Origin of the sequence: Actinorhabdospora filicis, assembly GCF_030269765.1 — a bacterium.
Lineage (GTDB): Bacteria > Actinomycetota > Actinomycetes > Mycobacteriales > Micromonosporaceae > Actinorhabdospora > Actinorhabdospora filicis.
Genome location: NZ_BSTX01000001.1, coordinates 2,131,302 through 2,153,875, shown reverse-complemented (window position 1 = coordinate 2,153,875; position 22,574 = coordinate 2,131,302). Strand labels below are relative to the sequence as shown.

The window sequence follows — 22,574 nt, the reverse complement described above, 5'->3', positions numbered from 1 at the left end:
GCAGGACCTCGTGTGCTGGACCCCGCGGGCCATGGAGTCCCGCCCGCCACGGAGCCCTTTGACCTCAGGTCCCAGCGCCCCTTGTGCCGTGCGCTCGTCATGCCGCGGTGGGGCTTCACGTGCTTTCGGCGAGGACGGTGAGGTCGCCCGCGGTGCGGTTCCCGGCGCGGCTCCGATCCGCCGTGGGGCTTCGCCGGGGTGTGGTCACTCGCCTCCCCGCACCGTGGCAGCACACCCGCCGGGCCGCGCCTCACCCGCTCCGCTCGCCGGAGCCGTCGCGCCGCGGCGGTACGGCGTCCGGCCGGGCGATCGAGGTGACCCGGCCGCCTTCGCTCCAGCGCGGGTCCGCCCGCACGGGGGCGGCCGTCGTCTCGTCGCCGTGTTTGAGGACGCGCATCAGCATCGCCAGGCGCTGCTCGCGGACCCGCGGGCGGAGGCGGCCGGCCATGCCGAGGACCGTCTGGCCGTGGAGGGCGCTGACGGCGAGCTCCACGAAGGTCTCCACGTCCTCGTCCGCTGCGAGGGGACCGAAGGCGGTGACCATCTCTCCGAAGGCTTCCACGAGTTCTCCCGGTGATTCAGGGGTGCCGAAGGCGAGGCCGTTGGGGAGCGTGAACATCGCCTCGAAGAGGGCCGGGTTCGCCATGGCGAAGTCCAGGTACGCCCCCGCGACCGCGTCCGGCACGAGGCCGGGCGAGGGGGCGGTGAGGCGGGCGGCGCGGAGGTGGTCCCTCATCTCCCGGAAGCCCTCGACGGCGACGGCGCCGAGGATGGCCTCCTTGCCCGCGAAGTGGCTGTAGAGGACGGGCTGGCTGTACTCGATGCGCTGGGCGAGGCGGCGGGTGGTGACGGCCTCCCAGCCCTCGGTCTCGGCGAGTTCGCGGGCGGCGGCGATGATCGCGCGATGGCGGTCGGCGCGTTGCCGCCGCTTGCGGGACGCGGTGTCCTCCGTGGACGCGCGGCCGCGCCCGCGTGGGGCCGGGGCTGAAGCCGAGGGCTGTGGCGGGGCCGAGGTGGGCGGTGGGCCGGACGGGTCCGGCGCGCCCGGCGGTGGACCGGCGTGCGGTGCCCGGATGTCATGTGCGCTCATGCCCGGAGCCTAGCATTGCTAGCTCTCAATGCGACGCTAGAAGACATGCCGAAGAAAAAACTTCTAGCAACGCTAGACAGCGCTCGGCTAGCGGTGCTAGCGTTCTCCTGGCAACGAGCTAGCGCCGCTAGAAAAGGGAGCGGCACTAGAAGAACCCTCGCCGGCAGGACATCGGCAACACGTCCACCGGCACCACCCCCGACCACCGGCGACACCACCACCCGAGGAGCCCCCGATGTCCGTCATCACCACCCCCAAGAACCGCCCCCTCGCCATCGCCTCGCACATCGCCGCCGGACTCGGCGCGCTGTTCATCCTCTACATCGGCATCTCCTACCTCTTCTTCCCCGAGTCGACCGCGCCGACCTTCGGGCTGGCGTCCTGGCCGGAGGGTGACGGGGAGGGCTTCCTGCGCCTCAAGGGGGCGCGCGACATCGCCTCCGGCCTGATCTTCCTGACGCTGCTGGCCACCCGGCAGACCCGGGCGCTGGGCTGGGTCTACATCGCCAGCTCGTTCATCCCGTTCACCGACGCCGCCGTCGTCCTCTCGCACGGCGGGTCGGTCGCGGCCGCGCTGTTCATCCACACCCTGACCGCCCTGTTCGTGCTCGCCACCGGCGTCGTCATCGCCATCAACGAGAAGCCCCGGAAGGTCTCGGACCAGGTGGCGGCCACCCCCGCGAAAATCCCCGCCGCCACGAGCGCGTAAAACGTATGGTCTGCGCAACCGCCCCCTCATCGACGGAGATCACCGCATGAGCACCTCCTGGAACCGCCAGAACGTCCTGGCCGCGGCCGCCGCCTGGCGGTGGACGCCCTACGACGCCGAGACGCGAACCAGCGAGCACGCCACCGTGGTGATCTCCGGGGGCCGCGCGACCGTCGACCGCGCCGAGGCCACCGACGGCATGGCCACCGCCGCGCTGATCGCCCACGTCCGCCAACTCGCCGGAGACGTCCCCACGTTCTGGACCACCAACGAGGCCACCGGCGATCTGGCCGGGGAGCTGGTGGCGCAGGGCGCCGAGGTCGCCGAGGAGCTCGACGTCATCGCCTACGAGCTGGAGTTCGGCGTCCCCGACCTGGCCGTGCCGTCCGATGTGGACGTCGTCCGGGTGGACACCCCCGAGCTGCTCGCCGACGTCTACCCGGTGACCTCGGCCGTCTTCGGCACCAACCCGCCGACGCAGGAGTTCCGGGACGGCGAGATCGCCGACCTGGCCCGCCAGGTCGAGGCCGGCGAGGACCGCACCGTCTTCCGCTACCTCGCCTACGCCGACGGCCAGCCCGTCGGCCACGCCGGGACCACTCTGGACGGTGAGGTGGTCAAGCTGTGGGGCGGCTCGGTCCTGGAGGACTACCGGGGACGCGGCGCCTACCGCGCCCTGCTGCGGGCCCGGCTCGCCGACGCCGCCGAGCGCGGCGGGCGCCTGGCGCTGGTCAAGGCGCGCACCGGGACGTCCAGCCCGATCCTGCGCCGGGCGGGCTTCACCGCCTACGGCCGTGAGGTCGACTACCTGCTCGCGGGGGAGTGAGACGCATGGAACGCACGATGCGGCCCGAGACCTGGTCCGAAGTGGACACCCTGAACACCCTCCTCGACTACTCCCGCGCCACCGTGCGGGCCAAGTGCGAGGGACTGTCCGATGAGGACGCCGCCCGCCCGCTCATCGCCACCTCGCCGCTCATGACGGTGAAGGGACTCGTCCACCACCTGCGCTGGGTGGAGACCTGGTGGTTCGAGGCGGTGTTCCTGGGCGCGGACCTGGAGTTCCCGTGGACCGACGAGGAACCCGACCGCGAGATGTCCCTGGCCCTCGACCGGCCCCTGGCGGAACTGCTCGACGAGTACGACGCGGTGTGCGCCCGCTCCCGCGAGCTGATCGCCGGGCGCGACTGGGACGAGCTCGCCCAGCGGGGCGGCCCGAAGGGCCCGGCGGCCCTGCGGTGGATCGTGGCGCACATGCTGGAGGAGACCTCGCGGCACTGCGGGCACCTCGACCTGATCCGCGAGCTGACGGACGGGGCGACGGGGCAGTAGGACGCCGGGGCCCGGCGAAAGACGCCGAGAACGTGCGAGCGCACGCCACGGATGTGGCGTGCGCTCTACCGGTGGGGCCGGATCCCGCCCCGCCGGGGCGAACGCGACCCCTGCCCATCGCCCGGCATGCGGACGACTCGGGCGTGGTGGCTCCGGCTCAGGTCAAAGGCGGCTGAAACATGTTCCGGTGCTTCGCGCGCCGGGCCGCCGGGCCGGATTCGGCGGACCGAACCCCGCCACCTCAAACCTCGGCGGTGACCCCGGACCCCGCCTCAAGCCCCGCCAGCCAGGCCGTCTTCCTCCGCACCAGCTCCTCCGGCGTCAGATCCGCCCGCCCCAGGTCCACGTACCCCTTCGACCACCCGCCCACGTGCGGCAGGGTCCGGTGCGCGGTCCACAGGTCCCAGTAGTACATCTCCTCCACGCTCACCCCGGCCGCCGCCTCGTACTCGGCCAGGAACACGTCGGCGATCTCCGGCCCGTGCAGCAGGACGATGTCATCGCGCGTCCACGACACGTCGTACCCGCGCGGCGCGGTCCCGGCCGAGGTCCAGTCGACGATGCCGGACAGGGTCTCGCCCTCCCACACCGTGTTCCCCGACCAGAAGTCCACGTGGCACAGGACGTGCGGTTGCGCCTGAAGGACGCCGAGCCGCTCCACCACACGGGGGTGCTCGGGGGCAGGGACGCCGTCCATGCGGTTGGGGAAGCCCTCGGGGATCGGCAGGGCGTGCAGGGCGGCCAGGGCGCGCGCCAGCTGCCGGGCCCAGTCCCCGACGTCCACCGGCGTGATGTTCCCGCCGCCGGGCACGACGGTGATCACCACCGCCGGTTCCCCGAACAGCGAGCCGGACGGGTCGGCACCCACCAGGCGCGGCGCGAGCCCGCCGAGGCCGTCGATGAGGCGCAGGACCCGCTCCTCGCGCAGGGCGGCGTCGTCGCCCGGCTCGAAGCGGCGGATGACGACCGGCCCGGCCCCGGTCTCCACGCGATGGGTCGCGGCGTGCATGCCGCCGCCCAGGACGCGGACTCCGGTCACCGGCGCCGACATGAGCGAGGCGACCCAGTCGAGGGCCTCTTTCGGAGGATCAGTGGTCAGCATCCGGCGAGCATGAACACCCGATCGGCGGACGCGCCATAGATTTAGCCCGCGAGTCGCCCCGGATTCCCGTCATTACGGGGCGTTTCGGGTGATAATCATCAGGCAGCGTCCGCCCCGGTGAGCGGGTTCAAGGCTGGATGGCATTCGTGCCGCGGGGGCTTGTCCTTGATCACGCCGAGTGAGGCGGCGGACGCTGCTTTCCACTGTGATCTCGCGGCCAACCCCCAAGATCCCGATTTGTGCACGCGTTCACAAGCGCCTACGCTGGGGCCGCGGTGGCCTTCCCGGCGTGGTGAGGGCGACGAACGAGTGCACCCGGAGACCCATTGAGCGAGGACAAGCGGCAAACGTCCCGACGTAAAACCTCGGCCGGATCCGCCGAGCTCGACCTGCCCGAGGCCACCGTGGCGCGCCTCCCCGAGTACCTGCGGGCGCTGCACGCGCTCGCCGAGATCGGCCGGGACACGGTGTCCAGCGAGGACCTCGCCGCCGCCGCCGGGATCAACGCCGCCAAGCTCCGCAAGGACCTCTCGCAGCTCGGCTCCTACGGGACGCGCGGCGTCGGCTACGACGTCGAACTGCTCACCTCGCAGATCTCCACCGTCCTCGGCCTCACCGAGAACCGTGCGGTGGCGCTGGTCGGCATCGGCAACCTCGGTCACGCGCTGGCCGGGTACGCCGGGTTCTCCCCGCGCGGCTTCCGCATCGCCGCCCTCTTCGACATCGACGAGGGACGCCTGGGCGAGACCATCGGCGGACTCCTCGTGCGGCACGTGAGCGAGATCGCCGATGTGGTGGTCACCGAGGGTATTTCCATAGCGATGCTCACCACACCACCCCATGCGGCGCAGCCGGTAGCTGACATGCTCGTTGAAGCAGGAGTGACGAGCATCCTCAACTTCGCCCCCTGCGTCCTGTCGGTACCCGAGGGCGTGGACGTGCGGAAAGTGGATCTCGCCATCGAACTGCAGATCCTGTCCTTCCACGAACACCGCAAGGCGACTGCGCGCACGGCGACCCCCGAGTCGGCGTCCCCCAAGACGGCATCCGTGAACCCCCCGCCACCTTCACCGGCCACCGCGCCCGGCATCGCCTTCTCGGACCAGGCGGAGAACGCATGAACCTCCTCGCCATCGGCGCCTCACACCGCACCGCGCCGGTAGCACTGCTGGAACGACTCGCCGTCACCCCCGACGCCCTCCCCGGCCTCCTCGACGAGCTCCTGGCCAGACCGCACGTCGGCGAGGCCGTCGTGCTGTCCACCTGCAACCGGGTCGAGATCTACGCCGCCGTCACCGCCTTCCACGGCGGCCTCGCCGACATCGCCGGGGTCCTGGCCGCGCACACCGGCACCGACGTCAACCACCTCGCCGAGCACATGTACGTCCGGCACGGCGCCGACGCCGTCGCGCACGCCTTCACCGTCGCCGCCGGGCTCGACTCGATGGTGCTGGGCGAGTCCCAGATCATCGGGCAGCTGCGCTCGGCCTACGACGCCGCCCGCGAACAGGACGCCACCGGCCGCGCCCTGCACGAGCTGATGCAGCAGGCCCTGCGCGTCGGCAAACGCGCCCACACCGAGACCGGCATCGACGACCGGGGCCGCAGCGTCGTCTCCGCCGCGCTGGAGATCGGCTCCGCCCGCAGCGGCGTGCCGGTGGACGGCGCCACCGTCCTGGTCATCGGGGCCGGCGCCATGGGCGGGCTGTCCATGGCGACGCTCCGCCGCGCCGGCGCGGGCCGCGTCCTCATCGCCAACCGGAGCTTCGACAAGGCCGTCCGCCTCGCCGACGCCTACGACGCCGAAGCCGTCCGCATGGAGGCCATCGCCGACGTCCTCCCGCACACCGACATCGTGATGTCGGCCACCGCCTCCACCGGCATCGTGCTGCGCGCCACCGACCTCAGCGTTCGGAGGAACGCGCTCCTCGTCCTCGACCTCGCCGTCCCGCGCGACGTGGACGCCGACGTCGCCCACCTGCCGGGCGTCACCGTCCTCGACATGGCCGCCCTCCAGGAGGCCCTGCGCGGTGACGGCGACGACACCGACGCCGAGAGCGCCGCCCGCGCCATCGTCGCCGCCGAGGTCGACGCCTTCGCCTCCCGCCGCCGCTCCGCCGAGGTCGCCCCGACCGTCGCGGCCCTGCGTGCGCGCGCCGACCAGGTGATGGAATCGGAGCTGGAACGCCTGGCCAACAAGTGCCCCGAGCTCTCCGCGGCCCAGTCCGCCGAGGTGCGCCACACCGTCCACCGCGTCGTCGGGCAGCTCCTCCACCAGCCCTCGGTCCGCGTCCGCCAGCTCGCCGCCGAACCCGGCGGGGAGCAGTACGCCGCCGCCCTCCGCGAACTCTTCGCCCTCGACGTCGCCGGACTCTCCGCCACGACGGCCACGTCCAACAGTGCCGTCGACCACACCACCGCCGAGGCCCTGCAGGTCACCGGCGCGGTCGCCGATTTGCCTGAACAAGGGTCCGTGGGGCATGGTGTCGGTCTGAGATGAGGAAAGACGTTCCAACGGGGGCAAATTCTGTGAAAGGCACGGCGATGGCGCACGCGCGCGCACGGGACGAGGGCACGCGATGACCGCGCCCCTCCGCCTCGGCACCCGCGCCTCCGCCCTCGCCACCGCGCAGAGCGGCCAGATCGCCGAGCGCGTCCGCGAACTCACCGGACGCGCCGTCGAACTCGTCGAGATCAGCACCCCCGGCGACCGCAGCCACGCCCCCGTCGCCGAACTCGGCGTGGGCGTCTTCGTCTCCGCCCTCCGCGACGCCCTCACCGCCGGTGACATCGACCTCGCGGTCCACTCCTTCAAGGACCTGCCCACCGCGCACCCCGACGGGCTCGTCGTCGCCGCGATCCCCCTCCGCGAGGACCCCCGCGACGCGCTCGTCACCCGCGACGGCCGGACCCTCCTCGACCTCCCCGAAGGCGCGCGCATCGGCACCGGCGCGCCCCGGCGGGTCGCCCAGATCAACGCCCTCGGCCGAGGCTTCGAGTGCGTCCCCATCCGTGGCAACGTGGACACCCGCATCAACCGCGTCACCGGCCCCTCGGCCGACCTCGACGCGGTGGTGCTCGCCCGCGCGGGACTGTCCCGCCTCGGGCGGCTCGGCGAGATCGGCGAGACCCTCGACCCCATGTTCATGCTGCCCGCGCCCGCACAGGGCGCGCTGGCCGTCGAGTGCCGCACGGCCGACACCACCCTCGTCGACGAGCTCGCAAGGCTCGACGACTACCAGACCCGCGCGGTGGTAACCGCCGAGCGAGCGCTCCTCGCGGCGCTCGAAGCAGGCTGCACCGCCCCCATCGCCGCCCTCGGTGAAGTCGCCGAGGACGAGGATGGAAGTTACGAGTTGTACCTGCGCGGAGCCGTGATCCAGCTCGACGGTCGGCACGCCGTCCGGCTTTCCGGCACCGGAACGCTACCCGCGTCCACCGATCCAGCAGAGGCCGCGGCGGCCGTCGGCCGCGCGCTCGCCGCGACGCTGCGTGAGGAAGGCGCCGAATCATTGTTGGAGAGTGTGAGATGACCCGTGCCCGCAAGCTCGTCGGACGCGTCTGCTTCGTGGGCGCCGGACCCGGCGACCCCGGCCTGCTGACCAAGCGCGCCCTTGACGCGATCGCGGCTGCCGACCACGTCTACTACGACCGGTCGCTGCCGGAGCCGTTGATGAGCGCCGTCCGCGAGCACGTCCGCGAGGGCGTCCAGCCGCGGCCCGCCGAAGGCTCCCCGGCCGACGTGTCGAAGCAGCTCATCGCGCACGCCAAGGACGGCGACCGTCCCGTGCGCCTGATCGGCGGCGACATCTACCCGCACGCCTCGGTGGTCGCCGAGGTCCGCGCGGTCTCGGACGCCAAGCTGCCCTTCGACGTCGTGCCGGGCGTCGGACACGCCGCCGCGACCGCCGCCTACGCGGGCATGCCGCCCGCCGACTACCGCGCGCTCGTCGAGGTCGACGACGTGACGACCCTGGACCCGGCGACCCTCGCGGCCGCCGTCGGCCGCGGCACGCTGGTGCTCTCGGTCGACTCCGGCGACCTGGGCTCCGTCCGGGACGTGCTCCTGGCGGGCGCGGTGGACGGTGCCACGCCCGTCGCGGTCACCGGCGACGTCACCGGCGAGACGCAGCACACCACCACCTCGACGGTGGACACCTTCGTGGAGGCCGCCCTCGGCTTCGCCGGCCGCGTGGTCCTGACCATCGGCACCGGCGTCGACGAGCGCGAGGTCCTCGGCTGGTGGGAGAACCGCCCGCTCTACGGCTGGAAGGTCCTGGTGCCGCGCACCAAGGAGCAGGCCGGGGCCATGTCGGAGCGGCTCCGTGCGTACGGAGCGATTCCCTGCGAGGTGCCGACGATCGCCGTCGAGCCGCCCCGCACGCCCGCCCAGATGGAGCGCGCGGTCAAGGGCCTGGTGGACGGCCGTTACGCGTGGATCGTGTTCACCTCGGTCAACGCGGTCAAGGCCATCCGCGAGCGCTTCGAGGAGCACGGCCTGGACTCCCGCTCCTTCGGCGGTGTGAAGATCGCCTGCATCGGCGAGGCCACCGCCGACGCGGTCCGCTCCTTCGGCATCGAGCCGGAGCTGGTCCCGTCCGGCCCGCAGTCCTCCGAGGGCCTGCTGGACGAGTTCCCGCCGCACGACCCGATCCTGGACCTCGTCGGCCGCGTCCTGCTGCCGCGCGCCGACATCGCCACCGAGATCCTCGCCGCCGGTCTCGTCGACCGCGGCTGGGAGATCGACGACGTCACCGCCTACCGGACCGTCCGGGCCGCCCCGCCGCCCGCCGACATCCGCGACGCGATCAAGTCCGGCGGTTTCGACGCGGTCCTGTTCACCTCGTCCTCGACCGTGCGGAACCTCGTCGGCATCGCCGGCAAGCCGCACGCCCGCACCGTGGTGGCCGTCATCGGCCCCGCGACGGCCGAGACGGCACGTGAGTTCGGTCTCCGTGTGGACGCCCAGCCCGAGCACTCCACGGTGCCGGATCTGGTGGAGGCGCTGGCAGAGTACGCCGACGACCTCAAGCGCCGCCTGGCCGAGGCGCCGGTGAAGACCCGCCGGGGCGCGAAGGTCCAGGGACCGACCGCGCTACGGTTCCGATAGACCTGATTCGGGGGCGCGCCACTCCGCGTGGTTGAGACCGGAGTCGCGCGCCCCGCTTCTGGAGGTGGACACGTGTCCTTTTCGGCTGGTAGAGGCTTCCCGAGCAACCGTCCCCGCCGCCTGCGCCGCACCGCGGCCCTCCGCCGGGCGGTGGCCGAGACCCGCGTGCACCCGGCCGACCTGGTCCTGCCGATGTTCGTGCGGGAGGGCCTGAGCGAGCCCCGCGCGATCGCCTCCATGCCGGGTGTTATGCAGCACACCCGCGATTCCCTGCGCAAGGCCGTCGTGTCGGCGGTCAACGCCGGTGTCGGCGGCGTGATGATCTTCGGCGTCCCCGAGACGCGCGACGCCGACGGCTCCGGCGCCGACGACCCCAACGGCATCCTGAACGTCGCCATCCGCGACATCATCGCCGAGGTCGGCGACTCCACCGTCGTCATCAGCGACCTGTGCCTGGACGAGTTCACCTCGCACGGCCACTGCGGGGTCCTGACCGCTTCCGGCGCCGTGGACAACGACGCGACCCTGGAGCGCTACGCCTCGATGGCGCTGGCGCAGGCCGCCGCCGGAGCGCACGTGCTGGGCGCGTCCGGGATGATGGACGGCCAGATCGGGCACGTGCGGGGTGTGCTGGACGCCTCCGGCGACACCGACACCGCCCTGCTGGCCTACGCCGCCAAGTACGCATCGGCCTGCTACGGGCCGTTCCGCGACGCCGTGGAGAGCGCCCTGGAGGGCGACCGGCGCACCTACCAGCAGGACCCGGCCAACGCCACCGAGGCGCTGCGGGAGGTCCGGCTGGACATCGCCGAGGGCGCCGACATCGTCATGGTCAAGCCCGCCGGTCCCTACCTGGACATCCTGTCCCGCGTCGCGGCCGAGTCGGAGGTGCCCGTCGCCGCCTACCAGGTGTCCGGCGAGTACGCGATGATCGAGGCCGCCGCCGAGAAGGGCTGGATCGACCGCGAGCGCATGATCGTGGAGAGCGTGACGTCGATCAAGCGCGCGGGCGCGCAGATGATCTGCACGTACTGGGCCGAGGAGCTGGCGGAGCTGCTGCGGACCGGGTACTGACCCTCTTCGACCCGGCCACGGCCGGACGGTACTTCCAGAACCCGGCTGCGGCCGGCACAGCATTTCCAGAACCCGGCCACGGCCGGCACAGCATTTCCAGAACCCGGCTACGGCCGGGTTCTTTCTTTACCCATGATCAAGCGTCCGATTAGGACGACTTGCCCCCTTTGGTCCGCTGAAACCCTGGCGTACTAACGGATTCCCGACATACCGCGTGTCCGTGTCCGGACACGTGAAGTAGTCTCATTGTCGCAGTATGTACCGGACCCCGTGCGCCGAAAGGGATCCGCATGTCCGTACCCGTCCGCCTGCCCGCCGCGATCGCCGTGGTCACCGCCGCCGCCGCGCTCCTGCTGCCGGGCACCGCCGCCGCGAACCCGCCCTGCCACACCAGCGGTGGCGGGCTCTACTGCGGCAACGCCACCGGTGTCGCGCTGCGCGCGGCCCCGGGCCCGAGCTGGCCGATCGTCGACCGGCTGGACAGCAATCCCAGCTACTTCAAGTGCTGGGTGCGCGGGATAACGCACTCCGGTGGCAACAATGTCTGGTATCTGACCTACGGCGACCGGGCCGGGAATTGGGGATACGTCGAGGCCGTCAGTGTCTGGACCTACACCGATCCGTTCCCGGGCATGGACGCCTGTTAAAAGCGCGCGACAGATCACCCGGGCCCGGCCGATGATGGGGCATGCTCCCCTTGCACGGACTGCTATTGCGCACTCCACTGGTCGAATTGCGGGTTCCCGGCACCGCTGAATTGCTGCGCCTGGGCGAGGTCGCCGCCGACGGTGTCCACGACGCGGCGATCATGCCGTTCCAGGTGCCCTGGACGGACCTGCCGCCCGCCGAGCGCGCCCGCAGCGTCGTGCAGAACACCTGGGCCCAGCTCGGCCGGAACACCCCCGGGGACTGGGGCATCCCGTTCGCCGTCTTCCACGACGGCGAGCCCGTCGGCCACCAGCGCCTGCGCGCCCGGAACTTCGCGGTCACCCGCACCGTCGGCAGCGGCTCGTGGATCGGCCGGCGCTTCCACGGCCGGGGTTTCGGGACGCACGCCCGCGCGGCCATCCTGCACCTGGCCTTCACCGGACTCGGCGCCGATTACGCCGAATCCGGTTTCCACACCGACAACCTCGCCTCGGCGGCGGTCTCCGGCAAACTCGGCTATCACCGCAATGGCGAGGAGATCGGCGCGGTGAAAGGCGAAAGGGCCGTGACCGTGAACCTGAGAATGTCCAAAGAAGACTGGGCTCCCCCTTTCCCGATCGAGATCGAGGGCCTGGAGACCTGCCTGAGCGAACTCGGAGTAGACCGATGACCTTTCCGCTACTGGATCTGCGGATCACCACTCCCCGGCTCGAACTGCGGTTCCCCGACGAGCGGCAACTGGAGGAGATGGGTGCGGTCGCGGGGGCCGGTATCCACGACCCGGGCAACCTGCCCTTCAATGTCCCGTGGACCGACGGCACGCCCGAAGAGGTCGCGCGCTCGGTGGTCACCTTCCACTGGGGACAGCTGAGCCGGATCACACCCGCGCGCTGGTCGCTGCCCTTCGCCGTGATCAAGGACGGCGAGGTCGTCGGCAAGCAGGACATCGGCGGCGAGGACTTCGCCATCACCCGCGAGACCGGCACCGGTTCGTGGCTGGGCCGGGGGTTCCAGGGCAAGGGCATCGGCACCGAGATGCGCGCGGCCGTGCTGCACCTGGCCTTCGCGGGCCTGGGCGCCGAATGGGCCACCTCGGCGGCCTATGTGGACAATCCGGCCTCGCTGCGGGTGTCGGAGAAGCTCGGTTACCGCGAGGACGGCATGCGCGTCATGGCCGTCCAGGGCCGCCGCCGGATCATGACCGGCCTGCGGCTGAGCCGGGCGGACTGGAAGCGGCACCGGAGCGTCCCCGTGGAGATCCACGGCCTGGAGCCCTGCCTGCCGCTGCTGGGCCTGTAGGGCGCGGCCTGTTCTTTGTGAGATAGAGAGGGCCCGCCGGGGGAAGCGTCCGGCGGGCCCCTCGTCGTGCGAGTGGTGGCTCAGTCGCCCCCGCGCCGCTTGGCGAGGAGGTGGATGCCGCGACCGGCGATGACGAGCAGGACGCCGACGCCCAGCAGCGTCAGGACCCCGCCGATCCCGGTCAGGGCGAGGGAATCGGACTTGCCGGCCACGTCCACCGACTTGGGCGCGTCGGTGCCCAGCCGGGTCGTGGACAGGCTCGGGACGGGTGCGGGCGAGGACTCCGCCCGGATCGGCGCGGGCAGCGCGACGGCCGCGCTGAGCAGGCCGATACCGGCGTCCAGCACCGGGAACCGCGCCCCGCCGGGCAGTTTCGCGAAGACCTGCACCCGCATCGAGGACGCCTCGGCCACGACCGCGCGGTCGTAGACGGTGAAGCGCACGGTGCCCAGGCTCAGCCGGACGGTGAGCAGCTCGGCGAGATCGGCGGCCTCGGCCGTGCCGGTGGACGGCGGCGCCTCGCTGGGCAGGTCCGGCCCGGACAGGCCGAGGGAGTCGAGGCCGAGATCGGGCAGCCCGGTCCCGGCGAGGCCCGGCACCGGGAGGCTCGGGTCGGGTTCGGGCCGGATCGCCGGGATCTGGAGGCCCTCGGTGGACGCCGAGCCCAGCGACGGCAGGCCCAGATCGCCCAGGAGGACCGAGAGCAGCCCCGACAGCGGGTTGCGGCCGAGCGGCCCGCCACCCTCCAGAAGGGACGATGACGGGAGCCCGTACTCCACCGACTTCTCGGGGCTGTCGAGCTTGAGCGTGCCGCCGCCCGGCTTCTGGATCTCCAGCAGCGGCGCGGTGTAGGTGACCGAGCCGTTCTTCTTCGTCCCGTCGGTGACCACCGACAGGGTCGGCGCGGCCAGCATCCTGATCCGGCTCTGCGCGGTGGTCCCGCGCATCAGGTACAGGTCGGCCATGGAGGCCGCCGCGTGCGCGCCGACGCCGTCGGTACCGGCCTTGGTGCGCACCAGCTCGGTGCCGGTGCTGGCGGCGGCCGTGCCGGGCAGCGCCAGCAGGCTCGCGCCCTCCCGGCCGATCAGCGGCACCCCGCCGGGCAGGACCCGCAGGTCCGACAGCGAGCTGTGCGTCTCGGTGATCGGGCCGCCGGACTCGCCGCAGCCCAGGCGCTTGGGCCACACCGCCCGCGCGCTGATCTCACCCGCGCCGGAGTGCACCAGGCCCAGGTCGCGGGCGGCGATCGCGGTGGTCTGCGGCGCGTCGTTCTGGGGCGGGGCGGTCTGCAGGACCGACTTGCCGGGTGAGGACGCCGGGCCGAGCGCGTCCAGCGGCAGGTCGCCCTGGTAGAGCTCGGCGGTGGCGCGGGCCTTGACCTTGGCCTCACTGGAGACCGCGCTGCCGCCGGTGGACAGCCGGTTGTCGCTGACCGGTGGCAGGTTCACGCCGAAGGCGCGAAGGTCCAATGCGGACACCCGCAGCAGCTCCGCGCCGGAGGCGGCCAGGACCGTGGTGCCGAGGCAGTCACGGGCCTGGGCGGCGCCGGCGGGCGCGATCGTCCAGGTGAGCCCGAGAACGAGCGCGGCCGTCGCGGAGACCGCGCGGCGGGCGGAGGGTGGGTGGTGGGCGGTTGAACGGCTCATCCGGTCCTCTCAGTGCACCGGGGGCAAAGGGGGATTGAGGGCCCTCACCCTGGCGCAACGAGAGCATCGGCGCAGAGTTACGGGAAAACCCGAAACTCCTACGCCGACGTCCGAATGGCGATGCTATGTGGCTAAATGGAGAGAGGAGGTTCGATGAACCGAACCGGAACCGGGTACTGCGGGACGATCCAGGGCGCATCGGCCGCGCCGTTCGGATTCGCCAGCCACACGCGGTTGGCGCGCGGGATCGCGATCGGATAGATCGTCACCTCACCGGTGGCGGTGATGTGGATGCGCAGGAAGCCCTTGGCGTGCTCGATGGCCTGCCCGGCGAACAGCTCGTTGGTGTTGACCCCGAGCAGCCCGGCGACGTACAGGTAGGCCGCGACGAGCGCCGTCCCCCCGGCCATCGCCAGCGGCAGGTCCAGGAACAGCCACCAGTCATTGAGGTCGAAACGCGTCCAGCCCCACACGCACAGCAGTGCGAAACCCAGATGCGCCGTGCCGTGCAGGAACCCGGCCAGCAGCGCCTGCCACTTCCACGGGCCCAGGGTCGGCTTGGCGAAGACCACCGACACTCCGAAGAGGACGGCCGCGGCGCCCACCGCGGTCGTGGGCGGGCCCAGCAGCGCCAGCAGCAGTCCGAAGTGGAGCGCGCCCAGCACGACCAGGAACCCCGGGTTGCGCATCGGCATCCGCCAGAACACCCCCAGCGCCCACCGCCGCGACTCCGCCTTCGTCGGGTACTCGTGCTCGCGCCTGAAGGACTCCGCCGGGCTGGAGTTGCGGGCGGTGCTGAGCGGATGCGGGCACGTGATCGCGTCGGGCAGCTGATGCGTCCCCGACAGGTACGCCCCGCCCCCGCCGGAGGTCACCAGCTGCCGCGAGCCGTCCGGTGTGGCGTAACGGGAGTAGTGGTGCAGGTCGCCCGACAGCATCAGCGGGATCGTCGCGCCCTTCGGCGTGATGATCGTCCTGATGAGATAGTCGACGGTGTCGTAGATGCGCGGATCGCTCGCCGACAGCACCCACGTCGGCCGCGAGACCGCCACGATCACCTTGTCCCCGGCGGCCAGATCCCGCGCGGCCGCGGCGAAGTAGTCCAGCTGCGGCTCGTCCAGGTACGCCTCGGTCTCGGAGTCGATCGCGTACAGCCACCAGTTCCCCGGCAGCTTCAGCGCGAAGTACGACCGCACCTGGTCGGTGGCGCGCCCGCCCACCGACCGGCGGTGCCCGAACATCCGCAGGAACGCCGTCAGCCCGTCGTACCAGTCGTGGTTGCCGGGCAGCGCGTACAGGTTCCCGCCGTCCCCGGCGGGCAGCGAGGCCTGGTACGGGCCCTTGAAGCGGTCCTCGTAGTCCTGCCACGACGCCGTCGGATACACCTGGTCACCGCCCATGACCAGCACCCGCCCGCGCGGCAGCGTCCGCCCCTCGACCTCCAGCTCCGGCCGGCCGATCAGCTCGGCGACGGTGTAGGTGGCGTCGAAACCGTCACCGAGGTCGGCGACATAGTCCAGCCACAGCTCGCCCTCGGAATGGTCGAAGACCGGCTGCGGGAACTGGTGCTGCAACTCGCGCTTGTCCAGGTACGCGCCCAGCAGCTTCGCCAGCACCACCCGCACGGCCGTGCCGAGCAGTAAGAGCGGCGAGAGCCACGAGACGCGCGGACGCGGGACGAAACCGAGCTCTTCGGGGGCGAGGGAACGCGGGCGAGGGGTCGTCACCCTTCCATTGTGACGCCCGCCGCCCGCCCCGCCGATGCGCGAACGGGCGTCCTACTGGACCGGGTCGGCCGTCCGGTCCGTCCGCGAGCGCACCGCCTCGTACGGCGGCAGCACCAGCGCCTGCGCCACGATCACGCGCTGGCCGTCATGGGTGAGCGAAGGAGAGCCGTGCAGCTCGTAGCCGTCCTCCATCAGGATGGAGACGCGACGGCAGAACTCGGCGTCGTCGGGCCCGGTCAGTACGCGGTAGCGCAGGCGCGCCTCGATGTGGGTCACGCCACCAGGGTGCCACGGGAGCGGAACCTGTGTCGCGTCCGTCCCGGCCATGACGTACACTCAACGGCTGTATGCGGGTTCGCGCTCGCATCGGCCGCCTTAGCTCAGTCGGCAGAGCGATTCACTCGTAATGAATAGGTCGTCGGTTCGATTCCGACAGGCGGCTCCAGCGTGAAAGGGCCTCCCACCAGCGGTGGGAGGCCCTTTTCGCGTACCCGGGTCAGTGCGTTCGCCAGTGGGTCTCGAAGTCGGCCGGGGCCGCCTGGAAGGTGGGGCCGGGGTCGTCGGTGAAGGCCGGTGTGGTCGCCGTCGCGGAGCGCGAGCCGGTTGCCCAGGTAGCGGGGCGAGGCGGCGGCGCCGTGGGGGCGGCGGGCGAGCTCGCCGGGCAGCTGGTCGGCGAAGTAGCCGCCGAGGACGTCGCGGGCCGGGTCGGCGGTGGTGAGCCGGCCTTGGGAGGGGCGGGGAGGGCACCGCTGGAACTTCTCCCGCGACCCGTGTCGAAATCCCCGGCCGGGCTCCGACCAGTGGTCATGAGCAACGAACCCCGCACCGTCATCGCCAACCTCTCCCTCTCCCTCGACGGCCGTGTCTGCGGCCCCGCCGGGCCCTTCGACATGGGCTGGATCGTGCCGCACGCGATCACCTCCGGCGCGCAGGACCACATGGTCGCGGTGACCTCGCCGGCCACGACCGCGCTGCTGGGGCGGGTCAACTTCGAGGGCTTCACGAGCTACTGGCCGGCGGTGGCCGAGGACCCGGACGCCGATGAGCGCGGCCGGGAGTTCTCGCGGTGGCTGACGGCGGTGGACAAGGTGGTCTTCTCCACCACCCGCGCCGAGGCCGACTTTCCCAACACGCGGTTGACCGCGGAGGACCCGGCGGAGGTGGTCGCCCGGTTGCGGAAGGAGCCGGGGGGCGACATCGTCGTCCTGGCCAGCATGAGCGTGATCCGGGCGCTGCTGGCGGCCGGGGAGGTCGACCGGCTGAGCATCACGCTGTGCCCGGAGGTCGTGGGCGGCGGGGACCGGCTGTTCGCCGACGGTGTGGCCGCCTCGTGGACGCTGACCGGGTCGCGGCCGACGGAGAGCGGCGCCCTCTGCCTGGTCTACGACCGGAGGGCATGAGGGCGCCGCTGGGGACTAGGCGTCCTCGCGTTTCGCCCGGCGTTTGCGGGCGGCGAGGTAGGCGATCGTGCCGGCCGCGATGGCGGCGAGCCCGATCACGGTGAGCGGGCGGGGCGCCTCGCTGCCGCCGGTGGGCGGCAGGGTGGGCTTGACCGAGGGGCTGGGCTCACGCGGGCGCTCGTTGGTGAAGGTGCAGCGGACGTCCGGGGCGTCCTCGGTGAGCTCGACGGTGACCGAGCCGTCGGGGCCGATCTCGCCGCCGGGGCAGGACACGTCGGTGAGCTTCCAGTGCCCGTCGTCCATGGCCAGTTCGGTGAGCGTGTAGCGGCCGGTGGCCAGTCCGCCGATGGGCGGCGCGGCCTTGGCGGTGTTCTCCTTGTCGGTGGTGACCTTGGTGTGCATCGGCGGCAGCGGGGCCTGGGCGCCGCCCGGTGGGTCGTCCAGGGGCAGGACGGCGAACTCGGCCGTCGTGGTGCCGCCCTTGGTGATCTTGACGGGCGTGATCGAGCCGTCGGGCGTCCACCGGTTGGTCAGGACGCAGTTCAGTTCGCTGTTGGAGTTGAGGTAGACGCTGTAGCTGGCGGTCGGCTGGGTGGTCACGGGCGCCGGGCCCTGCTGCTTGGCGACGCCGTTGCACTGGAGGCCGACGCCCTCCCAGTGCCCGGCGGCGGTGGGCTGAGGGAAGATCTCGGTGACGGTGTACTCGCCGGCCGGGAGGTTGTCGCGGCCACCGGCCTCCACGCCGACGCCCTCCTGGGTGGTGCTCACCTCGCCGAGGTCGACGACCTGCCCGGTGGGGCCCTTCACCGAGATCTTGAAGGGGCCGCCGAAGCCGTCGAGGGTGCGCTTGAACAGCGTGATCTGCCGGGTGGTGACCCGCTCGTTGACGTAGGTGCAGGTCACGGTGTCCCCGGCGGCCAGGACGATGGACGCGGTCTTGCCGGTGACGGTGGGGACGCTGTCGCCGTTCCTGGACGCGCAGGTGAGCGAGCGCATGTCCCAGCCGGGCGTGTTGTGTTCGGTGAACGTCCACGGGTCGTCACCGGCTCCGGTGGCGTTGCGGCGGAAGCTCACCTGATTGGGCTGCCCGTCGGTGAGGTCGATCTGGAACTTCCCGCCCGCCTCGTAGGACACGTTCCCGGTGTAGAAGGCCGTCCCGGAGTCGGTGTAGCCCGAGGGCAGTTCCTTGCGGACCACGATGGTGCCGGGCTCGGGCGGCTTGGCCACCGCGTAGTAGAAGCAGAAGACGTGCCGGACGCCGCTGGGGAAGTTGATGTACTCGATGTTGTCGGCGTTGCGGTTGTCGATGGCGCAGCGCAGGGTCCCGAAGGAGTACTTGTTGCCGAAGTCGGCGGTGTTCAGGGGGTCGGACTTGGTGCCGCCCTGCGCGGTCAGCCGGTAGTTCTGCGCGTCCTTGAACTGCTGCTCGGTCAGTGTCAGCGTGGTCGCGCCTCGCAGGGTCTTGCCCGTGGCGCGGCCCTGCGGGTCGAGCTGCGGAGTGGAGGCGGCGGTCTTGACCGTGGCGACCGGTGAGCCGGAGATGACGGTGAGCCCGTCCTTCTTGCCGCCGATGCCGTTGCCGAGGGTCAGGGTCCAGCCGGTGAGCGGCTTGCACGCGGGATTCTCGCGCGCCTCCAGATCGGCGTCGACCGGCTGGCCGTTGCCGTAGGTGGAGTCCTTGCCCAGATCCTCAAGGGATTCCTGGATGTTGTTGCGGGCCTTGTTGGCCATGATGTCGGAGTATTCGGGACACTCGCGGGCCGCGAAGGTCACCTGGATCTGAGCGTGATCGGCGTGCGCGGCTCCGGGAGCGGCGAGCAGGACGGTCACGGCGGTGAGAGCGGGAAGAATGAGACGCCGCATGTGGAGATATTAGACATATCGAACTATAAGGACGGGACGAACGGACGTGTGGCGGCCCGGGAGTCTCCTCCCGGGCCGCCGGACGCCTCACGCCACCGCGACGGCCTCCCGCCTGCTCCGCGCGCCCGGCACCGCGATCACCGCCGCCAGAACCGCCATCGCCACCGGCACCACCAGCGCGCCGCGCAGGCCGTCCAGCATCGACGAGCCGCCCAGCGCGACGTTCGCCGTGGTCGCCACCGCCAGGCCGAGCGCCGTCCCGAACTGGAAGGCGGTGTAGAACAGCCCGCCGGCCAGGCCCTGGTCGGCCTCGGGGACGCCCTCGGTCGCCGCGATCGTCAGCGGCCCGTAGGCCAGCGAGAACGCCAGCCCGATCAGCAGGAACGACGGCAGCATCGCCGCGTAGGTCCAGTCCGGGGCCACCGGCAGGAAGGCGGCGTAGCCGAGGGCCGCGGCCGCCAGGCCGCCCACGGCGACCCGGGCGTTGCCGAAGCGGGCCACCAGCTTCGCCGTCAGCGTCGGCGCCAGGATCACGTCGATGCCGATGACCAGCATCGCCAGGCTCGCCTGCAGCGAAGACCAGCCGCGCAGCTCCTGCAGGAACAGCACCACGGTGAACTGGAAGGCGGCGAAGGCGCCCGCGAACAGCATCGCCGCGAGGTTGCCGCGCAGCAGCCGCCCGTCCCGCAGGATCGACAGCCGCACCAGCGGCTCCTTCACCTTGCGCTCGATCGCCGCGAACAACGCCAGCGCCAGCAGGCCCGCCGCGACCGTCGCGACCGTCTGGACCACCGGGGCCCCGGCTGCGCGCTCCACGCCCAGCACCAGCAGGACGATCGCCGCCGTCACCGACACCGCGCCCGCCAGGTCGATCCGGTTCCCGGAGCGCTCCGGGGCGTCGGCCTTCGGGACCAGCGCCAGCGCCGCCACCAGGATCACGACCGCCAGCGCCACCGGCGCGAAGAACACCAGCCGCCAGTCCACAGTGGTCAGCAGACCGCCGATCACCAGGCCCACCGAGAAACCGCCCGCGGCCGTCCCCGAGTAGATGAGCAGCGCCTTGTCCCGCTTGGCGCCCTCCTCAATGGACGTCGTGATGATCGACAGCCCCGCCGGGGTCATGAACGCCGCCGCGACACCCGTCACGAAACGGGCCGCGATCAGCATCCACGGCTCCGAGGCGAAACCGCCCAGCCCGGAGAAGGCGATGAACACCGTCAGCCACAGCACGAACATCCGCCGCCGCCCGAACAGGTCCGCCGCCCGGCCGCCCAGCAGCATGAAACCGCCGTAACCCAGGACGTAGGCGCTCATCACCCACTGCAGGCCGCCGGTGCTCATGCCCAGATCCGCCCGGATCGCCGGAAGGGCCACGTTCAGCATCGCCACATCGATGCCTTCGAGGAAGATCGCCCCGCACAGGACGAACAGCACGCCCCAGTCCCGCTTACTCATGGTCACTCCAAGGAAGTAGTTGACCATGCAACTATCTTGCGGCCCGCCGCCGGGAACAACGGCGAACGCCGCAACGCTCCATTCAGCGTGGCTTACCGATCACTCGACAACGACGAACTGCGCGCCTTCCTCGTGCTCGCCGACCACCTGCACTTCGGCCGCACCGCCGAGACGCTCATGCTGTCCCGCGCCAGGGTGAGCCAGCTCATCGCCAAACTCGAACGGCGCGTCGGCGGAACCCTCTTCGACCGCACCAGCCGCAGCGTCGCCCTCAGCCCGCTCGGCCAGACCCTGCGCGCCGGCCTCGAACCCCACTACCGGGGACTGGAGAACGCCCTCGCGGCCGCGACCGCCGCCGCCAAGGGCGTCCACGGGCGCCTCATGGTCGGCTTCGTCAACTCCCTCGCCGGCGAACTCGCCCTGCGCGCCGCCGAGGAACTGCGCGCCGCCCACCCCGGGCTCGACGTCGAGCTGTGCGAGGTCCCCATGGCCGACCCGTTCGGGCAGCTGCGCTCGGGCGAGTACGACATCGCGCTCACCGAGTTCCCCGTCCTGGAACCCGACCTGGGCACCGGGCCGGAGCTGATGCTGGAGGGCCGCGTGCTGGCCGTCCACACCGGGCACCCGCTCACTCTGGGCGGCGCGATCGGCATGGAGAGCCTGGGCGACGTCCCGCTGCTGCCGCTGGTCGGGCCCGTCCCGCCCTACCGGCTGGCCGCCGCCGCGCCCGAGCGCACCCCCTCCGGGCGGACCGTCGAGCGCGGCCCGGCCATCACGAACATGCAGGAGGGGCTGATGCTGGTGGCCGCGGGCAAGGGCGCGCTGCTGCTGCCCGCGCACGCCGCCGAGTACCACGCGCGGCCCGGCGTGGCCTACGTCCCCGTCCACGACGCCGAACCCGTGCGCTACGGGGTGATCTGGCGGGCGGGCGAGGAGAGCGCGGCGGCGCGGGCCTTCGCCGCGCTGGCCGCCGAGGTCACCGTCGGCGCGCCCGTCTAGACACGGCAAGGGCCCGGACGCATGACGTCCGGGCCCTGTGAAAACTCGCCGCTAACCCCGGCCGGTCACCGCCGAAGGGGCGGCGTCGCCGTCCCAGGCCATGTCGTCCTCGGTGAGCCAGGTGTGCATACCCGACTCCTCGTCCTCCTCGCGCTTCTGCGCGCCGCCCATCATCGGCGGGCCGAACAGGCCCGTCGGCGAACCGCCCGCCTTGGGCGCCGAACGCGCGCTGGAGGCCGCCGGGGCCATACCGGCCGCGCCCATCATGCCCATCGCGCCCATGCCGCCGCCCGGCGCGGACATCGCCCCGCCGTTGGTGGCCAGACCCGTCGTCGGCGCGATGGTGGGCGCCGCGCCGGCCAGACCCGTGGTGCCCGTGCCGTGATGGATCGGCTCGGGCTCGGTGAAGTTGGTGTCGGGGATGGGCACCGGCTTGAACGACGGATCGTCGGCCGGCAGGGCGCCGACCGGGAGCGGGCCGGCGGGGATGGAGTCCCGGCCGCCGTCGGAGCCCGGGGAGAACTCGTGCTGGTTGATGCCCAGCCCGTCCTGCAGCATCGGCAGGATCTTCAGCAGGTCGGGGATCTTGGACGAGAGGTCGCGCTTGGAGGAGATCTCGCCCGGGTCCTGGAGGATGTCGGGCCGCACGCTGGTGTTGTCCTTGTTCTTGTGCGGCAGCTTGTCGGGAGCCTGGGTGGGCTCCTTCCAGTAGGTGCTCTTCGCCGACTGGTACTCCGAACCCGTCTGCGTCATGAGCTGGTTGAGTTTGATCGCGCCGCGCCACCGCAGGCGGGGGTCCTGGTGGGTGGCGATGACGATCATGGCCTGCGCGCGGTTCTTCTCCGCCGCCGCCGACATCTGCGAGAGACCCTTGGCCATGTTGGCCATGTCCTCGGAGAGGTCGGTGGCGAAACCGGCCAGCGTCCGCATCGACTTGTCGAAGGCCTCGGAGGCCTCGCCCGACCAGTACTGGCGCAGCGTGTCCAGGTTCTGCAGCAGCTCCGCCGCGAGCTGCTGTGCCTCGGAGGCCGCGGCCATCCAGTTGGACTGCGCGCTGGCGGCCGGCGCGCCCGGCTGCACCGCCATCCAGATCGCCGACGCCGCCTCGAATGAGTACATG

General features: G+C 71.9%; 21 protein-coding genes and 1 tRNA gene. 14 read left to right on the top strand and 8 right to left on the bottom strand.

Going from position 1 to position 22,574, the window contains the following annotated elements; all coding sequences use genetic code 11:
• Positions 1-250: 250 nt before the first annotated feature.
• Complete coding sequence (locus QSK10_RS10080) at positions 251-1,090, bottom strand: TetR/AcrR family transcriptional regulator (protein ID WP_285662366.1); 840 nt, start codon at positions 1,088-1,090, stop codon at positions 251-253.
• 235 nt (positions 1,091-1,325) lie between these two features.
• Between QSK10_RS10080 and QSK10_RS10075 the strand changes: the two genes are divergently transcribed.
• The 3 genes from QSK10_RS10075 to QSK10_RS10065 are packed head-to-tail and all read left to right on the top strand — an operon-like array spanning position 1,326 to position 3,131.
• Positions 1,326-1,799 (top strand): DUF4267 domain-containing protein, encoded by a 474-nt coding sequence (locus QSK10_RS10075; protein WP_285662365.1) that lies wholly within the window; start codon positions 1,326-1,328, stop codon positions 1,797-1,799.
• 46 nt (positions 1,800-1,845) lie between these two features.
• Positions 1,846-2,625, top strand: a complete 780-nt coding sequence (locus QSK10_RS10070) for a GNAT family N-acetyltransferase (RefSeq protein WP_285662364.1) — start codon at positions 1,846-1,848, stop codon at positions 2,623-2,625.
• A gap of 5 nt (positions 2,626-2,630) precedes the next feature.
• Positions 2,631-3,131: a DinB family protein gene (locus tag QSK10_RS10065; RefSeq protein WP_285662363.1), complete on the top strand. Its 501-nt coding sequence runs from the start codon at positions 2,631-2,633 to the stop codon at positions 3,129-3,131.
• A gap of 241 nt (positions 3,132-3,372) precedes the next feature.
• Here QSK10_RS10065 and QSK10_RS10060 read toward each other — a convergent pair whose 3' ends face one another.
• On the bottom strand, positions 3,373-4,233 hold the full coding sequence (locus tag QSK10_RS10060; protein ID WP_285662362.1) for a phosphotransferase: 861 nt from the start codon (positions 4,231-4,233) through the stop codon (positions 3,373-3,375).
• Between the two features lie 326 nt (positions 4,234-4,559).
• Between QSK10_RS10060 and QSK10_RS10055 the strand changes: the two genes are divergently transcribed.
• The 8 genes from QSK10_RS10055 to QSK10_RS10020 all read left to right on the top strand — a co-directional run bounded on the left by QSK10_RS10055 (position 4,560) and on the right by QSK10_RS10020 (position 12,364).
• A complete protein-coding gene (locus QSK10_RS10055; protein ID WP_285662361.1) occupies positions 4,560-5,354 on the top strand; it encodes a redox-sensing transcriptional repressor Rex in 795 nt (264 codons plus the stop codon).
• Positions 5,351-6,733 carry a glutamyl-tRNA reductase gene (locus tag QSK10_RS10050; protein ID WP_285662360.1) on the top strand — a complete coding sequence of 461 codons (1,383 nt, stop codon included), beginning with the start codon at positions 5,351-5,353 and terminating at the stop codon, positions 6,731-6,733. The genes QSK10_RS10055 and QSK10_RS10050 overlap by 4 nt, the downstream gene beginning before the upstream one ends.
• A gap of 79 nt (positions 6,734-6,812) precedes the next feature.
• Positions 6,813-7,766, top strand: coding sequence for a hydroxymethylbilane synthase (gene hemC, locus QSK10_RS10045; protein WP_285662359.1), 954 nt, complete (start codon positions 6,813-6,815; stop codon positions 7,764-7,766).
• Positions 7,763-9,343 carry a bifunctional uroporphyrinogen-III C-methyltransferase/uroporphyrinogen-III synthase gene (locus QSK10_RS10040; protein ID WP_285662358.1) on the top strand — a complete coding sequence of 527 codons (1,581 nt, stop codon included), beginning with the start codon at positions 7,763-7,765 and terminating at the stop codon, positions 9,341-9,343. Before hemC ends, QSK10_RS10040 begins: the two co-directional genes overlap by 4 nt.
• Before the next feature lie 72 nt (positions 9,344-9,415).
• The gene (gene hemB / locus QSK10_RS10035; protein WP_285662357.1) at positions 9,416-10,417 is read left to right on the top strand and encodes a porphobilinogen synthase; all 1,002 of its coding nucleotides are present in this window, start codon (positions 9,416-9,418) and stop codon (positions 10,415-10,417) included.
• Between the two features lie 290 nt (positions 10,418-10,707).
• Entirely contained in the window at positions 10,708-11,064 is a 357-nt protein-coding gene (locus QSK10_RS10030) for a hypothetical protein (RefSeq protein ID WP_285662356.1), read from the top strand.
• Positions 11,065-11,105: 41 nt separating this feature from the next.
• Positions 11,106-11,735: a GNAT family N-acetyltransferase gene (locus tag QSK10_RS10025; protein ID WP_285662355.1), complete on the top strand. Its 630-nt coding sequence runs from the start codon at positions 11,106-11,108 to the stop codon at positions 11,733-11,735.
• A complete protein-coding gene (locus QSK10_RS10020; RefSeq protein WP_285662354.1) occupies positions 11,732-12,364 on the top strand; it encodes a GNAT family N-acetyltransferase in 633 nt (210 codons plus the stop codon). Before QSK10_RS10025 ends, QSK10_RS10020 begins: the two co-directional genes overlap by 4 nt.
• Positions 12,365-12,444: 80 nt before the next feature.
• Here the strand turns inward: QSK10_RS10020 and QSK10_RS10015 are convergent, their stop codons facing one another.
• The 3 genes from QSK10_RS10015 to QSK10_RS10005 all read right to left on the bottom strand — a co-directional run bounded on the left by QSK10_RS10015 (position 12,445) and on the right by QSK10_RS10005 (position 16,013).
• Positions 12,445-14,010, bottom strand: a complete 1,566-nt coding sequence (locus QSK10_RS10015) for a hypothetical protein (protein ID WP_285662353.1) — start codon at positions 14,008-14,010, stop codon at positions 12,445-12,447.
• A 131-nt stretch (positions 14,011-14,141) separates the two neighbouring features.
• Complete coding sequence (locus QSK10_RS10010; protein ID WP_285662352.1) at positions 14,142-15,737, bottom strand: metallophosphoesterase; 1,596 nt, start codon at positions 15,735-15,737, stop codon at positions 14,142-14,144.
• Positions 15,738-15,788: 51 nt separating this feature from the next.
• Positions 15,789-16,013, bottom strand: a complete 225-nt coding sequence (locus QSK10_RS10005; protein ID WP_285662351.1) for a DUF1737 domain-containing protein — start codon at positions 16,011-16,013, stop codon at positions 15,789-15,791.
• A gap of 93 nt (positions 16,014-16,106) precedes the next feature.
• Here QSK10_RS10005 and QSK10_RS10000 point away from each other — a divergent pair.
• A tRNA-Thr gene (locus tag QSK10_RS10000) sits at positions 16,107-16,182 on the top strand.
• A 361-nt stretch (positions 16,183-16,543) separates the two neighbouring features.
• The gene (locus tag QSK10_RS09995; protein ID WP_285662350.1) at positions 16,544-17,137 is read left to right on the top strand and encodes a dihydrofolate reductase family protein; all 594 of its coding nucleotides are present in this window, start codon (positions 16,544-16,546) and stop codon (positions 17,135-17,137) included.
• A gap of 15 nt (positions 17,138-17,152) precedes the next feature.
• Here the strand turns inward: QSK10_RS09995 and QSK10_RS09990 are convergent, their stop codons facing one another.
• Positions 17,153-19,000, bottom strand: a complete 1,848-nt coding sequence (locus tag QSK10_RS09990; protein WP_285662349.1) for a prealbumin-like fold domain-containing protein — start codon at positions 18,998-19,000, stop codon at positions 17,153-17,155.
• A gap of 87 nt (positions 19,001-19,087) precedes the next feature.
• The gene (locus QSK10_RS09985; protein WP_285662348.1) at positions 19,088-20,455 is read right to left on the bottom strand and encodes an MFS transporter; all 1,368 of its coding nucleotides are present in this window, start codon (positions 20,453-20,455) and stop codon (positions 19,088-19,090) included.
• A gap of 87 nt (positions 20,456-20,542) precedes the next feature.
• Here QSK10_RS09985 and QSK10_RS09980 point away from each other — a divergent pair, with 87 nt between their 5' ends.
• Positions 20,543-21,454, top strand: coding sequence for a LysR family transcriptional regulator (locus QSK10_RS09980; protein WP_285662347.1), 912 nt, complete (start codon positions 20,543-20,545; stop codon positions 21,452-21,454).
• Positions 21,455-21,505: 51 nt separating this feature from the next.
• On the opposite strand, the gene QSK10_RS09975 is transcribed toward QSK10_RS09980, so the two are convergent.
• On the bottom strand, positions 21,506-22,573 hold the full coding sequence (locus QSK10_RS09975) for a WXG100 family type VII secretion target (protein ID WP_285662346.1): 1,068 nt from the start codon (positions 22,571-22,573) through the stop codon (positions 21,506-21,508).
• Position 22,574 lies beyond the last annotated feature (1 nt).

Coding starts and splice junctions, on each gene's coding strand:
- QSK10_RS10040 (WP_285662358.1), top strand. CDS start 7,763: ATGACCCGTGCCCGCAAGCTCGTCGGACGCGTCTGCTTCGTGGGCGCC.
- QSK10_RS10060 (WP_285662362.1), bottom strand. CDS start 4,233: ATGCTGACCACTGATCCTCCGAAAGAGGCCCTCGACTGGGTCGCCTCG.
- QSK10_RS10050 (WP_285662360.1), top strand. CDS start 5,351: ATGAACCTCCTCGCCATCGGCGCCTCACACCGCACCGCGCCGGTAGCA.
- QSK10_RS10070 (WP_285662364.1), top strand. CDS start 1,846: ATGAGCACCTCCTGGAACCGCCAGAACGTCCTGGCCGCGGCCGCCGCC.
- QSK10_RS09985 (WP_285662348.1), bottom strand. CDS start 20,455: ATGAGTAAGCGGGACTGGGGCGTGCTGTTCGTCCTGTGCGGGGCGATC.
- QSK10_RS09990 (WP_285662349.1), bottom strand. CDS start 19,000: ATGCGGCGTCTCATTCTTCCCGCTCTCACCGCCGTGACCGTCCTGCTC.
- QSK10_RS09975 (WP_285662346.1), bottom strand. CDS start 22,573: ATGTACTCATTCGAGGCGGCGTCGGCGATCTGGATGGCGGTGCAGCCG.
- QSK10_RS10030 (WP_285662356.1), top strand. CDS start 10,708: ATGTCCGTACCCGTCCGCCTGCCCGCCGCGATCGCCGTGGTCACCGCC.
- QSK10_RS09995 (WP_285662350.1), top strand. CDS start 16,544: ATGAGCAACGAACCCCGCACCGTCATCGCCAACCTCTCCCTCTCCCTC.
- QSK10_RS10015 (WP_285662353.1), bottom strand. CDS start 14,010: ATGAGCCGTTCAACCGCCCACCACCCACCCTCCGCCCGCCGCGCGGTC.
- QSK10_RS10075 (WP_285662365.1), top strand. CDS start 1,326: ATGTCCGTCATCACCACCCCCAAGAACCGCCCCCTCGCCATCGCCTCG.
- QSK10_RS10065 (WP_285662363.1), top strand. CDS start 2,631: ATGGAACGCACGATGCGGCCCGAGACCTGGTCCGAAGTGGACACCCTG.
- QSK10_RS10080 (WP_285662366.1), bottom strand. CDS start 1,090: ATGAGCGCACATGACATCCGGGCACCGCACGCCGGTCCACCGCCGGGC.
- QSK10_RS10020 (WP_285662354.1), top strand. CDS start 11,732: ATGACCTTTCCGCTACTGGATCTGCGGATCACCACTCCCCGGCTCGAA.
- QSK10_RS10025 (WP_285662355.1), top strand. CDS start 11,106: ATGCTCCCCTTGCACGGACTGCTATTGCGCACTCCACTGGTCGAATTG.
- hemC (WP_285662359.1), top strand. CDS start 6,813: ATGACCGCGCCCCTCCGCCTCGGCACCCGCGCCTCCGCCCTCGCCACC.